Annotated in this window: 12 protein-coding genes; all 12 read right to left on the bottom strand. The window is 58.4% G+C overall.

The window, feature by feature from the left end; genetic code table 11:
* Nucleotides 1–841: 841 nt before the first annotated feature.
* The 12 genes from JW364_RS18275 to JW364_RS18220 all read right to left on the bottom strand — a co-directional run bounded on the left by JW364_RS18275 (nt 842) and on the right by JW364_RS18220 (nt 15,926).
* Complete coding sequence (locus JW364_RS18275; protein ID WP_205334066.1) at nt 842–2,245, bottom strand: Coenzyme F420 hydrogenase/dehydrogenase, beta subunit C-terminal domain; 1,404 nt, start codon at nt 2,243–2,245, stop codon at nt 842–844.
* The gene (locus JW364_RS18270; protein ID WP_205334065.1) at nt 2,232–3,197 is read right to left on the bottom strand and encodes a glycosyltransferase family A protein; all 966 of its coding nucleotides are present in this window, start codon (nt 3,195–3,197) and stop codon (nt 2,232–2,234) included. Before JW364_RS18270 ends, JW364_RS18275 begins: the two co-directional genes overlap by 14 nt.
* Before the next feature lie 2 nt (nt 3,198–3,199).
* Nucleotides 3,200–3,925, bottom strand: coding sequence for a WecB/TagA/CpsF family glycosyltransferase (locus JW364_RS24670; protein ID WP_205334064.1), 726 nt, complete (start codon nt 3,923–3,925; stop codon nt 3,200–3,202).
* A gap of 76 nt (nt 3,926–4,001) precedes the next feature.
* Nucleotides 4,002–5,219, bottom strand: coding sequence for a glycosyl hydrolase family 28-related protein (locus tag JW364_RS24665; protein ID WP_205334063.1), 1,218 nt, complete (start codon nt 5,217–5,219; stop codon nt 4,002–4,004).
* A complete protein-coding gene (locus JW364_RS18255) occupies nt 5,219–6,490 on the bottom strand; it encodes a polysaccharide pyruvyl transferase family protein (protein WP_205334062.1) in 1,272 nt (423 codons plus the stop codon). The genes JW364_RS24665 and JW364_RS18255 overlap by 1 nt, the downstream gene beginning before the upstream one ends.
* Nucleotides 6,491–6,646: 156 nt before the next feature.
* Complete coding sequence (locus JW364_RS18250) at nt 6,647–8,050, bottom strand: polysaccharide biosynthesis tyrosine autokinase (protein ID WP_205334061.1); 1,404 nt, start codon at nt 8,048–8,050, stop codon at nt 6,647–6,649.
* 95 nt (nt 8,051–8,145) lie between these two features.
* Nucleotides 8,146–9,492, bottom strand: a complete 1,347-nt coding sequence (locus tag JW364_RS18245) for an O-antigen ligase family protein (protein ID WP_205334527.1) — start codon at nt 9,490–9,492, stop codon at nt 8,146–8,148.
* Nucleotides 9,493–9,509: 17 nt separating this feature from the next.
* Nucleotides 9,510–10,607: a polysaccharide pyruvyl transferase family protein gene (locus tag JW364_RS18240; RefSeq protein WP_205334059.1), complete on the bottom strand. Its 1,098-nt coding sequence runs from the start codon at nt 10,605–10,607 to the stop codon at nt 9,510–9,512.
* Nucleotides 10,608–10,612: 5 nt separating this feature from the next.
* Nucleotides 10,613–12,091, bottom strand: a complete 1,479-nt coding sequence (locus tag JW364_RS18235; RefSeq protein WP_307814807.1) for a lipopolysaccharide biosynthesis protein — start codon at nt 12,089–12,091, stop codon at nt 10,613–10,615.
* 1 nt (nt 12,092) lies between these two features.
* Entirely contained in the window at nt 12,093–13,217 is a 1,125-nt protein-coding gene (locus JW364_RS18230) for a glycosyltransferase (RefSeq protein ID WP_205334057.1), read from the bottom strand.
* On the bottom strand, nt 13,210–14,511 hold the full coding sequence (locus JW364_RS18225) for a UDP-glucose/GDP-mannose dehydrogenase family protein (RefSeq protein WP_205334056.1): 1,302 nt from the start codon (nt 14,509–14,511) through the stop codon (nt 13,210–13,212). The genes JW364_RS18230 and JW364_RS18225 overlap by 8 nt, the downstream gene beginning before the upstream one ends.
* Nucleotides 14,511–15,926, bottom strand: coding sequence for a sugar transferase (locus JW364_RS18220; protein WP_374100849.1), 1,416 nt, complete (start codon nt 15,924–15,926; stop codon nt 14,511–14,513). The genes JW364_RS18225 and JW364_RS18220 overlap by 1 nt, the downstream gene beginning before the upstream one ends.
* Between the last annotated feature and the right edge of the window lie 604 nt (nt 15,927–16,530).

The raw sequence follows: 16,530 nt of genomic DNA, 5'->3' as shown, positions 1-16,530 counted from the left end.
CGGCGCGATAGCTTCCGAGTTCTCGGTAAGCAGAAATGATGTCCATACGGTCCTTCGCAGACTTCAATGGAACTCCCGGGCGGTGATGGTGATCGGTTGGCACCTTCACCGTCATCGCCTGGGCCTTGAGTTCCGGGTCGACACGACGAACACAGGGTGGGGACTTTTATCTGGCCACCAGCGGGGACCTCGACCTGGCCACCAGTGGGGACTTTCTCATGGCCATGGACAAGAGTTCATCCCCGCAGCCCGAGAACTGGGCGTCGCCCCTGCCGGATTGATGAGGCGGCGGTGGACAATCAGAGTCGATCTGGTGCCATCCGCGAGTGGTCCTGACCCTGACGCACCAAGCGCAAAACTGGTCATCGCCCCCCGGTGGCGAATGGACACTCACGACACACTTTCCGGCGGGAAACTCAACATACGCCGAGGCGTCGTCGAAGAAGCAAGGGTTGTACTCCTTGGGATCGGCAACCGAGATCGACTGGAATGACACGCTGTCTAGCTGGCTGGCCCGTGCCCGCCGATAACGCCGGATTCGGTCCGCCCGGGACGTTGTGCGTGCGATCCTCGATAAATGCTTGGGCGCCGTCGCCAGAATAGTCGGAACTAGGAGGTCGCCTTGACGGACTTGTAATCCGCAGGTCCCAGCGCGAGCCCACGGTGGGGCACCTTCATGCCCCGTCGATACACTGTCAGGCGGGTCGCTTTCCCTGCTCTCGCGAGAATGTCGGTTCATCCCACCGAGGAACTGCATGGCAGCCACCGGGGGTCTAATCATCGACGTGCGGTGCCGCCGCATCAGATCGCGATCCGAAGATGCGTGACATCCAGCGCTGGTCTATCGCAACCGCCGCGTGCTTGCACGGATTGATCGACGGAACTGACCGAGCAACGACGAGAGCGCGCGCCTTCGCGACAAACTCGCTAACTCGGCGGACCGGTAAGACCTCAGAAGGGGTTTCATCTCCCGCAGGAAATAATCAAGGGACCCCCGCTCCTTCGCTTCGACGAACGCCTCCTGACTAGCCAGAGAGAGCAATCGTCGCGTTCGGATCACCCGTGCCCTCGCTGGCGACACGTCGATGCCACCAGGCGCCACCCGCTTCACCGGAACAGACAAGCCCCGCTCGACGTCATCCTTCAACCTCAACGAGAGGCCAACTCGCCGGTGGCGAAAATTCCCGGCTTGGCTCTTCGCGGCATCCGCCGCCGATATCTCGTACCGATCGATGGAACCGTCCGAGACACCATCCTGAAGTACCTTGTCGATAACATCGTTACGCGATACCACAACATTCGTACCCCGCCAGTCATCCGAGAACGCGGGAATCCAAGCATCCCCGAAAACTACGTCAGCCGTCTCAGCGAAGATGTCGTCGCAGTAGTTGCAAGCGTTCAACTGAAAGAATCCGTGCCCCCAACTTCCCCCGGTCAGTTGAGCAGTCGGCATAGTCACGAATTCGGAGTCCGAGTACCTGCGCGCACCAAACCGGTACCGCGATGCAGTACTCGACTCGTCTTTGACACGAAAGTCCACAGCAGCGAGCTCATCTGGAGACACGCCCGCCTGCCACGCTAACGACTCCGCAAATCCGAAACTCTTCAGATGGCCGCACACAAGCCCCAAGCAGAATGCAACTTGATCCGCAAGGCTGCTGTCTTGGTCGCCTAACAAGCGAATCGCACGAACAAAGCAGGGAACTCCGACAAACGCGTACTTCTTTCCGTCTCCTCGGATCGACTCCACAACCTCAGCAAAAGACGCAGAATAATACATCGACTTACGCTTGCCACGGACGGCATCTCCACTGTACGAGACCTGATATTTGAATAGAAGTCCATCTTGTCCGCTTGGACCCATATGAACAACTCCGTCCACATGCCCCAGTTCGACCAGGCGCGAAGCGACCCAACTGGTCAACCCGCCCGAACTGCTTTCGAGAAGCGAAGCGTCGTCTGACAACCTCCCGGCGAAGACATCACTATACTTGCCCAAGAGGGAGTGGCTGGCAAGATCAGGGCTGAACAACTGCTCCGCGAGTTCATCCTCATTCTTAGAGTCATCAGAAAAAGGACAAACAGCACTAGCCGCACTTCGGTCTTCAGAATTGACGCCAGTTATGTCAGCTTCATAACTTTGTCGAGTTGATATTGAAATGGGAATGGCCCCACCAGTAGCAACGGAACAAGCACCGCACCCCACACACATTTGACGATCTACGACATTCTCAATGTTGTGCATTTCGGCCCCTCACCACAGTTTCACGCTTCGTACCCTGATCCACGGCTTTGGACACTTCGTGTCGATTCAAACTCTTCATCGATGGCCGAATAGATGCTGCACCGCTCATTCCAACCACAACAGCGGCGGCGTGCGGAATTCTCATTCCGAGCTCCTGCACCGAAAATTGGATCCCCTGGATGCTCGTAGCAGCAATCGACGAGCGCAGCAACTGGGTCCAAATAAAGTCCGCGCGCGAACGCGAGGACATGCGCGCGCAATGCTTCCTATAAAAACTCGCGGAATCATGCCAACTACGCGACTTGGAAATCGATCCCGACGAGCCTTGATATACCTTTAGCGTTGGATCGTCGACCCACACTAGATCTGCATCATCAAATTCCAGAGCCCGAATTATGAAATCCCAGTCCTGGTGCTTTCTGAGGGACTCGTCCCACCGAACTTCGGCCGCAAATTCTCTCGGCATGATTAGCGAACTACTTTGCACGCAGTTGTCGCCGAAACGAATCGACGGCCGCTCGACCAAGTAGCTCGCAATGTCCTTTGCACGTGGGGATTCACGCGGGATGACGATCTCGTCGCGTCGCCGTACGAATCTCATTCCTGAGGCAGCCAATACGCGTACCGAAGATGACAGCGACATCTTACGAAGCTGGCGCTCGGTCTTCATCGGGAGCCACTGGTCGTCGTCATCCAGGAAGGCGACGTACTCCGTCGCTGCGGTGTCGACGCCCAGGTTCCTGGCGCCCGCGCCACCGACACTGTCGCTCATCACCAGTGTGTGCTCATACGGCTCAAGCATCCGCCGAACTTTCGCTACAGCACTGGGCCGATCGAGAACTACGATCGGATGGACCGGGACCGTTTGTTGGGTCACCGATCCGACAGCCAGAGCGAGTTCAGCACGCCCGATCGATGGTATTACGGCACTGACTCGCACGTTCGAGTCCATAGCTAGTGTCTCCTCACGCGACGACTGATTTCACGCCGGGCCACGAGGCCCAATAGCAGGAACGGCTCGACCAGGTACCGATGAGCAAGGCGGCCTGGCGATCGGGCGAGCCGGTACGCCCACTCCATGCCCACGGCACCGAGCCACCGAGGAGCGAGATCCTGTTCTCCGGAGAAGTAGTCGAAACATCCACCGACATTCGCAACGATGGAGCCCCGGAGCTGCGACCAGTTGTCGATAATCCATGCTTCCTGGCGCGGCATTCCCATCCCAACGAGAACGATGTCCGCCTCTTGAATTGAACTCTCGAGGGTAGCAGTCGAAGAGTCTGCGTCCTGACATTTGAATTCATATCCATCAAACGCGCGCCATCTATGCTGCGGAAACTTTGTATTTACAAAGTCCGCGGCACCTCTCGCTGAAGTCGGCGAACCGCCAACTGCAACCACGCGGAGACGACGAGAGGATGTCTCAAGAACCTTCAGGACCCAATCTGTCGAACCGATCCGATGCCTCGAAGAAAGTTGTTTGGTACTTCCGAACCACCGCGCCCACGCTAGAATCGGCCAGCCATCTATCAGCACGACCGACGCCCTATCGTACGCGGATCGGAATGATTCATCAGTCCAGAATACGTAGACTGAATGCAGATTATGGTTGGCAATGAAGAGCGGCCGATCGGTGGATTGGGAGTCCTGGACGAGCGCCACAACCTCTTCTGCGTCCATTGGGTTGACTGAAACATCTATTAGCGGAAGTCTCACGATGGTCCTTCTCAAATATAGCGACGGCATATAGGTGTTTCTATACGGTCAGGAGCCCCTCGTTCAGCATAGCCAGTCGCTCGGGGTTCAGTTCGCCTCGCACATTGATTGTCGGCACAGGTGGGCGCTGACTCGAAGCTCTCCGACCCATGTACGGAAATGTAGGCTGCTCTCGATATCTTGTCGGAGTGAGAACCTGGTTCGTTTGCGTGAATACATTCTGAGCCACGATGCCAGCACTACCACCGACTACCGCGACAACTATCCTGCCAGAGGGCCTCCTCTGGTCGGCCAATGAGTTGTCACGAAAAACATTGGCGGATACGATATTTCCCTCGTTATCGCCTTCGATCAAGATGCCGTACCCAGCGTTTCCCCACGACCTACCGCCCGTAATCACATTATGCGAACCGCTTACCACCAGACCGGGACCCAAGTTCTTCTCTGACTGCCATCCAGACCCGAGTGAATTGTTAGATGAGAGTAGCTCGATTCCACTGTTCGAGCGCGAGCTGGCTGTCCCAGCACCCCAGATATGAAGATTCAGGATATTCTGGCCCGCCGCCTCGACCCGTATCCCAGAATGCCCAGATATTCCAGCTTCAATGTTCGACCATCGGCCATCGGTCGATGAGTTCTCGCCGTGGACGAGGATATGATGGCGTCCGCTATACCTGAACATCAGCGCGTTGAGGACATTGCCAATTGCGCTTGCTTCCGCACCGATCGAAAGCGCCGTGTCCGGCGAGTCCTCGAAGTGAACGTTGTCCAGAGTTGCATATGCGCTGTTGATGGAGACTGCGGGCGATGACCCATCGCACCTCCTAGAGTTGACCGTCAGTCCCGTCATCGCGCAGAAGGGAGTTCGGATGTCCCACCACGGAGCTGACCCGCGTCCCTCACGGAGGAGTACGGATAATCCGGGTCCCGCGCCCGACAGAGCAACAGGCCTGTCCGGTCGGAGTACATGCGTGTTCCTATCTACATACCGCCCCGGGGGAAAGTAGATCTGGGTGCCCAGCAGTTCGGGCGTACCACTGGCGTGCCGTAACGCAGCTGAGATCGCTTCTGTGTCATTGGCTTGTCCATCACCCACCGCTCCGAAATCACACACGTTCACAATGGAAGCGGTTGCAGCGGACTCGTCAGACGTATCGCCGCTCGGCCCCGCAGTAGGCTCAATCGAACAGCCGGCAGCTGCTCCGAGCGCGCTCAGACCAGCGATCCCAAGTAGCGCACGCCTGGGGGCGACGGGCATCAACCAACCCCTCGGTGCAGATACGTCTGGCCGCCGCGTTGCCTTGCAGCGAATGACTCCGGGTCGCGTCTCAAATCGCGGACCGTATCTGAGAAGTTCAACTCTGCTCTCTCTAGAACCGCTGGAAGCGCGGAAGCGACGCGGGTGCGAATGTCCGACTCTGATTCGATGAGCGCACGCATTGCCTCTCCTAGGCCGGACAGACCCTGCTGGTCAGCCGGGACTAACAGCTCAGAGCAATCCAGTGACGCGAGCAGGCCCTCGACCTTGCCCTGCGTGGCGACCGTGATGGCGGGGGTACCTGAACGTAATGCCATCACCGCTAGGTGCATCCGCCCGGTGACGACGAAACGCGCGCCCTCAGCCAGGCCCATCACCTCAGTGGGACTTAGCAGCGTGTCGACCAGGGTCACTCGCGGGTCGCCCCGAAACTGACTGTGTACCTCTCGCAACACGGCCAGGTCGTCGCCACCGGAACGAATGACGTGTGGAACGAGCACGACACACATGTCCTGCTCCAGCACCTGGCGGATCAGGTCGACATACCGATCGGCACTGCCCTCGACCAGTCTTTCGACGAGACCCGAGGCATTGACCACACAGTACTGTCCGCGCTCATACTGCTGCTCAACCGAGGTCGACTCCGGAACGAGAGTGAACACGATGTCAGCGGTCAACCTGGCCGTTCGTACATCGAGACTTGAAACCCGCTCGTAGGACTCTGGATCGCGCACACATAGGGTGGCGCCAGCATCTGCGCAGCGAATCAGAAGTCGCTCACAGCGCACATTGGGCGCCTCGTTCCAGCTGAATCCCAATACCGTAGTGGTTATGCCTCGCAAAGCAGCAACGGTAGCAATCCGAAGGCGATTAACCGAAGCTAGCTCGCTGTATGCGCCATCCAGAGTATCGGCACCGACAAAATATAGTTTGTCGGCGTTTGTCAGATGACGGTTGAAACGGACCAGGTCTATCCAGTTTCGCATCCATGTTCCGTAGACCAGATTAGGCAGTTCGACGACTAGCGAGTCCCGAGTGTCGAGAAACTCATAGTCCAGCCCCGAGCGCACCTTCATCACAACTGTGGACGCTGAGGGTATCGACTTCATGCAGGCTTCAAACAGTGCCTGGTCGCCGATATTGCCGCCACCCACCGGCGCAACTACCAAGGTGCGGCCCGCACCACGCTCACCGCGGGTGAGACGGCCAGCCAATACCGTCACTCGGATGACCACTTCGCCGACCACGTTCGACGAGTACAGCCAGGACATCAACCGAGATGCCAGTGACAGAGACCTCGTGAGCCCGGGGTACGCCGGAGCCTTTCTCAACGATTGTCGCAGACCCATGTCAGCTCGGCCCTGGACTCAGACACGAGCTGCGAATCGAGTGATGAGACGAGTTCTCCCACAACGCGGGACGTGCCGTCACAATGCTCCCCGAACTGTCGCCACTGAGTGCTTGCCCTGGTCCGGCGCTTCGCCTTCGGCGCGATTGGTGGTGTAAGCCCCATAGGCCTTACCACGCGCTGACTGAAGGTCTCCCAGAACAACTCCATTCACTCGTGCTCCGGCGCGTGAAAGTTCGTTATACGCCGCCGTCAACCTGTCGCTCCTCGTCCAGCCAGCTCTACACACCAGCAGAACGCTGTCAACGCGCTGTGAAAGGACCACACTGTCGACGACTGGTAGCACAGGTGCGGAATCCACAATCGCGACGTCATATTGGCGGCTGATCAGCTCAAAGACTTGCTTCAAGCGTTCGCTCTCCAGTAGTGCTGTCGGATTCGGCGGAGGTGTACCCAGCGCGAGCACGTCGAAATTGCACACCTCGGATCTCTGCACCACGTCCTCGAGCGAAGCGTCCCCGGCAAGCACGTCGCTCAAACCCACGCTGCCGAACAGGCCCATGCGTACATGCACATTCGGGCGTCGGAAGTCGGCATCGATGAGGATGACCTTTCGGCCGGCCTCGGCAAGCGAATTGGCCAGGCCAATTGCAGTCGTCGTCTTTCCCTCCGCCTCGCTCGGGCTGGTTACCAGCACCGTCTTGGACGGCCGGTCCACGTCGCAAAACGCCAGATTCGCACGTAGCTTGTTGTAACTCTCGACGACCAAGAAGGACGACGTACGCGACGAGTCGGACAGCTCCCGGAGGTTGCCCGCATCGTACCGAGGGATGCTCGAGAGCACCGGCAGTGGAATCGCTGCGTCAAGTTCGCTCTCCGACCGGATCTTGCGTGAGTACCGATCGAGCGTAAGCGCAACAACTATCCCGAGGAACAGGCCTCCCAACAGGCCTATCAGGACGTTCTTCGTGATATTCGGAGAGACAGGTTGATCGTTGGGACTCGCCGGTGTGATCACCGTCAGCTTCGCTAGTGGTTGACTTCCAGGACTCGGCGTCTCAAGACCGACCACATACTGAGCGGTCGATGTCGCTACGGCGTTGGCGAGCGACGACGCAGATCCCGGGTCGTCACCGGTAGCAGAAATGAACAGGAGTACGGTATCCGGCCGAGTCGTTGCAGTCAGTCGCTCACGGACGTCGTTCTCATTCCCGCCGACGCCCGGAGTCCCGATGGCGTTTCTCAGCACTTCGCTCGATTTCACCAGCCAGGTGTACGACTCCACTCGCTGCTGAGACGCTAGCGAACCTTGATACGCCGAGTTCGTCGTATCGCTCGTCGCCGACGTGACGTACAAGGTCGCAGTTGATTGATAGACCGGCTTCTGCAGTAGCGAGAACGTCACTGCTAGGACGCCGCCAACAATAGTGACCGCTGCGACTTGCCACCAGTTTCGGCGCAAGGCCGTCAGACTGTCGCTCATCGTCGACATTCCGTACTTCAACGGGGAACTCTCTTGCATCTCTAGCATCCAATCTGTGGATTTAGGGCTCATGTCTGCGCGCCCGCCGCGCGGTCTCAAGATCTGACGCCAATCCGGCCGGCCCCCGTTCGCGTACCACCGGCTTCAACACCCGTACGATAGACAACCGCAGCCGACACCACTGCCGCGACGACCGGCCAAATCGCCAAGGGAACGCCGCGGTTCGTGAAATGTGAATGGACAATGCTCATGCAGACAAGCCCTATCAAAGCCCATGTAACAGGAGCGCACCAGTTCAACTCAGACAGCCGAGATGCTCTCATCGTCCATCTCACCGCCACGGCGATGAGACACAGCTGAATTAGCAGGAGAATCGCACCTCCGCTGACCAGCGTCCGAACCCACTCCGACTCCGGAGACATCCAGTGAAGCTCCGGCGGAGCCCCCTCCTGGCCAATACGGCCATATACGTCCGAACCCCACCCGGTCAGCAGTCGCTGATTCGCCGCTGGAAGCGCTTCCCGAACCCAGACGTCGACTCGAAAGGCGATCGACTCGGGCAACCACGAGTATTCCGAGACCAACCGGCCATCGTTGCTGACCTGCTTGTCAAAGCGAGCTATCAATTGTGGGGCGATCAACACGAGGAGCACAACAGACGGCGCGGCGATCGCGCCGATCATGAAACCGGCACGGTCGCGAAGGCGATACAAGGTGAAGCCGATGATTGCGCACACCACGACGATCGGAGCGAATGTCAAGGTCGCGAGAGCGCCCATAAGGAGAGTGGCCAAGATGAGTGTACGGACGCGTGCCGTCCGGACTCCGCCGTCATCACTCAGTAGCAGCGCGCAGGTTACAGCCGTCATGCACACCAGATAGCCACCAAGAGCCGTCCAGTGACCGATTGTGCTCGTCGCGCGGATCTCACTCCAGCCTCGTTCGAGGCGCCCATTCAAGCCACCGCTCCGTGTATGTTCAGCAAGAACTGCCGTGATCTGACCTATATCGAGCAACTGCAAAACCGCGATAAATGCGACAACAAACGCAGGATAGATCATCGTCCCTAACAGCCCAATGGCGTCACCGACTGACCTTACAACAGCCCTTACCGTCGCATACGCGCACAAAATCACCACCGCGTCTGCAATTGACGCGAGCGGGATAGAGACCGCCAGCGTAGACGCATCAACAAGATCTGTGAAAACGCGTAGGAAAACGTAAAGGGATAGCAGATAATCTACTGACGTCAAGCGGATGTCAAGGAAAGACTTGAAGTCCTTCACGCAGACGTACAGTACTGCGGCGACAACGAAAACCGCGCTCAAGTTCAGCCACGGCGGCACACCGGGAAATCTCACCGCGACAACCGCGGCGCTTGCGCCGATCAGTATGCCTACTATCCGCGGATCTGGAGGAGCGGCATAGGTGGAGCGGTCCACACTCCACATGGAGGCAGTCATTTCGCACCCGCCAACAGCGAGGCCATTTCAGCAACAGTCCCAGTCGTCCTCGACATCGCGGCCGCGACTGTCGACCGAGACGCAGTCGCCCAAGCTAGAAACTCCTGCAGGTCTCGCTTGGTCAGTTCGGAGGTGACACGAGAGAACCCGAAAAGACCAATCGCATCCAAGTGTCCGGAGATCTTCGAATCGTTCTTGTCGGTCAGGCCTATAGGGACGGCTCCTTGGCCGGCGCCGATGATGAGCGCATGCAGACGATCGCCCGCAACTGCAACCGAGTGCCTCATCAACTCACGAACGGTTGCCTCCTGCTCTCGGTGACCGACATCCTCAGGCCAATCCACGAGATCAGCTCCCAACATGCCGGCCAGAGCCTTCGCACGCTCATTGTCCCGTCGTACCTGGACGAAAACAACCGGTCGGAGTCCGTGCGTGGCGCAGAAATCGGCAATCGCGTCGACCGTCAGCGGGCTCCAGAGAGGCCTGTCGTTCCTCGCACACACTGCGAAAATCGTCCTGGAGCCATCCTCATCCTCACGCCACAACGACGGATCGCTTTCCGCGAAAGCCCAATCGCAACCGACTGTTCCACCACCGAACGACCTCGCCGAAGTCACGTCCCTCCAAACCACGCTGCTCGCGAGGCGCGTACTGACGCGGAACACCCCACGAGCAGCAGGTGACGATGCCAGATCGGTCCGAACAGAAATGCCAAGTTTGACGCTCCTACCGCCCCTGAGACATGAGAACGCTTGAAATGGCAGTAATGCCAACTGCGAAACAAGCGACTCGTCCAACCTCATTTCGCCTGGATCAAATATGATCGTCGGCGACTTCTCGCTTCGAATCAGCGCTTGCAGCCAAGCAGCCTTGGAGCGATATAGCCACACTTTCTCGCCGAGCTCCAAGCTTTCGACAAACGAATCCGAAGACCGACCGACGTATATGTGCACTAATTCATCCGACTGCGATTCCAGCGCGTGGTACAAGGAGCGTCGCAACGCAACATCGCCGATGTTGTCCTCTTGTCCGCTGCACCAATAGAAGTAGACACCTTCGGACCTTCGACGATCGACAGCCAGGTTACTATTCATCACTATCAGACCCCTACCATCGCTCGGAAGCTATAGATTTGCTTGAGATCACGCTTGAACGTAGGAACTGCGACGTAAGAAAGAGCCAGAACTAACACGTAACAAGATAGACTCGCACCGATAGTTGCCCACACGCTGAGCGTTACGAATCCCACCAACATTGCAACCACGCCCGCGGAGACATAAACCGCGAATGTCTGTAGAGCCTTGCCCCACATTTCCCCGACCGGCGCAATCGGCGATACTCGCTTCAGCCAAAGTAGCCCCAACGGCCACGCCACAACGGTCGCAGCCGTGTATCCAACCGCGACACCCATCACTCCCCAGTTCGAACCAACAAGGACGGACACCACAAGACTCGACCGGCTCACCAATGCAAATCGAAGGCTTGACCCTGTCAGACCTTCCGAGAGGAACACCCAGTACGTGGCGTAGCTCGCCGTCTGGACCAGCCCCGAAATCGCCAGCACCTGATAGATGGGCGCTACCCCGGCCCATTCCGCGCCGAGTGCTATCTCGATCATCTCGGGCGCCACTGCAATTGTGAAGGTGAAGACCAACAAGACAACGTGAAGAAGCGCCTGCTGGCCGGCCAGCAGATACCTGTTATATCTGGATCTATCTTCTCGAAGTCGCGCCAGAACTGGGAAGACGACCTTGGTGGCTGGCGTGCTCAGCTGCGTGAGCGGAACGGTCAGCAGCTGGTAGGCGCGATTGTAGATCCCCAGAACCTCTGCACCAAAGAATCGTCCAATCACTATGGTGTCGACATTCTTAGAAATAAAGTTCACGAGTTGCGTGCAACCCACATTCCACCCAAACGTAATCAACGATCGTGTACCGACACCCCGAGAAGGCAGGCCGGGAAGCCACCGGGTGGCGACTATGTTCAGCAAGGTCACCACAGCGCTGATACCGATCTGCTGTGCGACGAGGGCCCACAGCCCAAGTCCCTCAAGTGCCGCTACTACGCCTGCCGCCAGCCCTGTAATTGCTGCAATAACATCGATCACGGCGATGGTGGTGAATCGAAGGTCTCGGCTCAGTTGCGCCCTGAACTGGGTTCCTAATCCGCCGAGAACGAAGATGCTTCCGATTGCCACGCATGCAGCGGTCAATTGCGGCTCGCCATAGAACCTAGCAATCAAGGGCGCGAAGGCGGCGCAGACTACGGCCAGCGCCAATCCCAGAGCCGCGTTGATCCAGAACAGGTTGCTTGCCTGACTGCGTGAAATACGCTCTGCCTGTATTGCAGCGGAGGACAACCCAAAATCACGCAGGAGCTCGCCAAGCCCTACTATCACAGCCAAGACAGCGAACAGACCTACCGCTTCCGGCCCGAGTAGCCGAGAGAGGACGATTATTCCTGTCAGTTGCACCAGGAAGCGCACGCCTTGACCTGCAAGCGTCGCTACCGCCCCTCGTGCGGTGTTTCTGCGAATATCGGGAGGCGCAGAAGTCTGATCTGTTTGTGTCGACTGCACTTCAAGCGGCTCTATGTGAACGGTCTCGGCATTGACGGTAGACGTCGTAGTGCTGAAGAGCTATTGCTTTCCAGTCTCTATTGGCAAGATTTGGAACTTCACCGATGCCGCTGGGCTCCGAGTCACGGAGTGCATCGTCAATCACTTCAGAAGTCAGCTCGTCGTAGAGCATCAGCCAGCGCGGCCCTACCTCCTGCTGAATCCACTCGTTCACCTCGGTCCGGGGCGCGAGTACAGGCGTTCCGAGCGACAAGGCGACCATGAGCGATCCGGAGTTGTACATTTCCCGATAAGGTAGGACCACCAGGTGCGCATTAGTAACCTCGGTTACCAGGTCGGAATCAGGCACGAATTCGAACCTCGTACTCACCGAGTTAAGGGCCAAGGCTGCATTTCGAAGTGATTTGGCGCGGTCTGCGAACGCAGACTCCTCCAGCTGTCCGACAATCCGAAGCGTCGCTTTCTCGGCCTCGGCGTACTCGAATTGGTCAATCAAGTCCTGCACGTTCTTGTATGGCTCGATTCTTCCAAAGAACAGCAGATGATTGCGCTGTCGTTGACACTTTTCGTAGGTACTGAATCGATCTCTGTAGTGTCCGTGCCGTATGAGGGTCGCATCCTCGTAGCCGTCGGTAAACGGGTTCAAAGCTATATACCGAGCAACCCGTCGATCGAGACTGGCTATGAGGACAGACTCTGTACGCGAGCCCAAGCGGTGCGGTACACGATTGTGAAGGGTACGAACAACCGGCGTCTTTCTAATTGTCAACCTGGCCAAAAAGAGAACCATCAGGAGGTACTTGACTGCGCGGATACACGGGTTCGAGTGGCGGACCAACCACTCGGGCCAGTGCACGTGAAATACTTCGTAGTCAGCCGTCAGCGCGTTCTTCCATGAGAAGTACACGACGCGCATCTGGTCGGGCCTCTCCGACACAATCTGATCAACAAACCTCGTAGTCCCGTCCGGGGCGTTCAGAGACAGGAGGACCGTGACGTCGTCGTTGCTGCCCGGTCGCTCGCCGACTTCCCTGGTTCCAGCGCCGCCATCTGTGCCCGATCCGCGTGCACTGACTCCCCCATGCCTTTCGGCGGTCGTCGCAGTGCGCGGCCGTGTACTACGCATAGTACTTCCATCCGCCTCGCCGCCAGAGGCTCGAGTCCAGGCACATGCGGCCGTCAATCACGCTCAATCCACGCGCCACAGCAGCGATCTCGGACGGATCGAGTTGGACGAATTCCTTCCATTCGGTAAGGACAAGCACGACATCGGCGGACTCGCAAGCTTCCACGGCCGATGCCGCATAATCGAGGGTTGGGAACAAGCGTCGTGAGTTCTCGACAGCTCTCGGGTCGTACACGCTGACCGAAGCACCCTGTAGTTGGATCTGACCAGCGACGTTCAGGGCGGGTGAGTCACGTACGTCGTCGGACTCTGGCTTGAAGGCGGCTCCCAGGATCGCGACCCGCTTTCCCAGTAGAGTGCCACCGCACACTGTTCGCGCGAGTTCCACCATCCGCGTACGACGGCGCATGTTCACGTTGTCTACCTCGCGCAAGAAGCTGAGAGCTTCAGCAGCCCCGAGCTCGCCTGCCCGCGCCATGAATGCGCGGATATCCTTGGGCAGGCATCCGCCTCCGAAGCCGAGGCCGGCGTTGAGGAACTTCCGCCCGATCCGCTCGTCGTACCCAATTGCGTCTGCAATCGCTTTCACGTCCGCGCCGGCGGCGTCACATACCTCCGCAATCGCATTGATGAAGGAGATCTTTGTCGCCAGAAAGGCGTTGGCGGAGGTCTTGACCAGTTCCGCAGTCGGCGGGTCGGTCACGAGAAATGGCGTTCCACGGTCTATGACGGGCTGATAGACCTCTCGGCACACTTCCTCAGCACGACCGCCCGCGAATGCCCCCAACACGATTCGGTCAGGGTGAAGTGTGTCCGTCACTGCGTAACCCTCACGGAGGAACTCTGGGTTCCAGCCGACCTCTACGACGATGTCTTTCGCCAGGTCATCCGCTCGCTCGGCTAGCCGCTGGGCCGTCCCGACAGGTACGGTCGACTTTCCGAGAATCATCGCGTCCCGTGTCAGCAACGGGACAAGCTCTTCCAGCGCAGAGTCCACGTAGGACAGGTCCGCACTGTACTCCCCCTTCTTCTGAGGGGTTCCGACTGCGATGAAGAAGACGTCCGCGAAATCGGCGGCCTCGGCGTACGAGTCTGAAACGGTGAGCGAGCCCGAATCGATGTGACGCTTTAGTAATTCCGGGAGGCCCGGCTCGTAGAACGGCACGGTGCCTGCTGCGAGCTGGGCTCGTTTCTCGGGCACGACCTCGATTCCCAACACCTCGTGACCTAGTTCGGCCATACAGGCCGCATGTGTTGCGCCGAGATACCCCAGGCCGAGTACAACCATTCGCATCAGTAAGCTCCGTCTTTCGCCACGACTGCCTTGACAGTTCGCCATAGGATGATGAAGTCCTGCATGATCGACCAGTTCTCGACATAGGACAGATCCAGTCGGACCGATTCCTCCCAGGACAGATCTGATCTCCCCGAGACCTGCCAGAGTCCGGTGATGCCGGGCTTGACAAGCATTCGTCGGGCAACTCGACCGTCGTATCGAGCCACCTCTTCTGGAAGCGGCGGGCGCGGACCCACCAGACTCATAGAACCCGTCAGTACGTTGAAGAGCTGAGGAAGTTCGTCGAGGCTGTACCTACGAATGAAGCTCCCGACCCGCGTGACCCTGGGATCACTACGCATCTTGAACAGGACACCTGCACCTTCGTTGAGATCCGCGAGCTCGTTCTTCAGCGCATCTGCGTCCTGAACCATCGAGCGGAACTTCCACATCTGAAAGGGAGTGTTACTGACACCGACCCGCGTTGCCTTGTAGAAGACGGGACCTTTCGAGTCGAGCTTGATCGCGATTGCAACAGCGAGCAGGACAGGAGCGACCACAATCAGCCCGGCGGCCGCAACCAACTTGTCAAGGAGTGATTTTCTGAATCGATTGGCGCCCTCGTAGCGTGGCTTGTCGATGTGCAGCAGCGGCAGGCCCGCAACTGGTCTCACCAACATCCGCGGGCCCGCAACGTCTGTCACTCCCGGAGCCACCAACATTTCGACGTATGCGTCCTGCAGTTCCCATGACAGATCCTGCATCGCCCGATGCCCGATGGCCTCGGCTGAGGCTACAGCGATCGTCGTGGCCCCGGAGCGGTAGACGGCGCGGGTGAGATCGTCGAAATCGCCGAAAACGCGAATCTCCTTGTCACCCACCTGCAAACTGGAACGCATACCGACGTCGCAGGGGGGAAGGCAGACGCCAACTACTTCGAAACCTAGAGACGGGTCAGCAGCCAGACGCTCGATCAACGGCGCCGCCGAGCGTTCGGTTCCCACCACCAGGAGTTGGTCGAGATGACGGCCCTTCTGACGCTGCCAGCCCAGACGCTGCCGCCAACCCCATCTGTTGCCGAGTAAACCAGCGGTCCCCAGTGGGAAAGCGATCGCCAAGAATCCGCGGGCAATATCGAGTTTGAGTAGCAAATCGACTATCGCGAGGATTCCGAATACTGCCAGACACGCGGTTGTTACGCGGCTGTATTCCTCTGAGCCTGAGCCGACAATCCGACGGTCATACGTTCCGGCTGCACGGAGTGCGATCAACCACGCGGCGATGAGTCCCGCTGGTAGGAGAATCGATGACACGCCGAACGGCCCCGACGCCGGCGCCAGACTCCCCGGACCGAACCTGAGAACCTGGGCAAAAGCTACGGCGGCGATGACAATAGCGATGTCCGCGCATCCCAGTCGGCGCACGTAGCGCAGAGTCCACGTCCGCGCGTTTGCTTGACGTCGCGCCAGCGAGTACAACCGTCGGCTCCGGCTGGCGAGCGGTCCTGCAGCACTCTCCTCTATATGACGGCCGGTGCTCACACCGGCCCTCCCCCCTGGTTACCCCGCCCCCCGACCTCTTTCCTGGTCATCGCAGGATGTCCTTTCAGACCTCAGAACTGATCCGCTCGTGCGGAAACGGTGACACACAACCGAAGGATCTGGAGTCTCAAATCCGCGATCTCCCAATGTTCGGGATTGCGTCGCGGCACCCTGATCTTTGCGGCCTCATCCCTCAATGGATGCCCTGACAGTAATGCAGCCCCTACCCCTTAGCAACAGATAGGATCATTAACGCGGGCAGTTAGGATAGCTAATTTATGGCGTTACACCAGCCGGTTGCAGGGTCAGCCACCAGGTCGGCGATGCTATCGAAAGACGTTGCTAGGCAGTGGCTCCTGCGCCTATCGCGCGTCGTAGAGCGCCATCTGCCACGGAAGTCCGTGTAACCAACCGGAAACGTAAGGAACACTGCCAAGCCTAGGAATTCCGTTTCATGTGGTCTTCACGACACCAAAGAAGTCCCAATTTGTTCAAA

Origin of the sequence: Gordonia sp. BP-119 (assembly GCF_016924115.1) — a bacterium.
Classification (GTDB): Bacteria; Actinomycetota; Actinomycetes; order Mycobacteriales; family Mycobacteriaceae; genus Gordonia; species Gordonia hongkongensis.
This window is presented reverse-complemented; position numbering and strand designations above follow the sequence as displayed.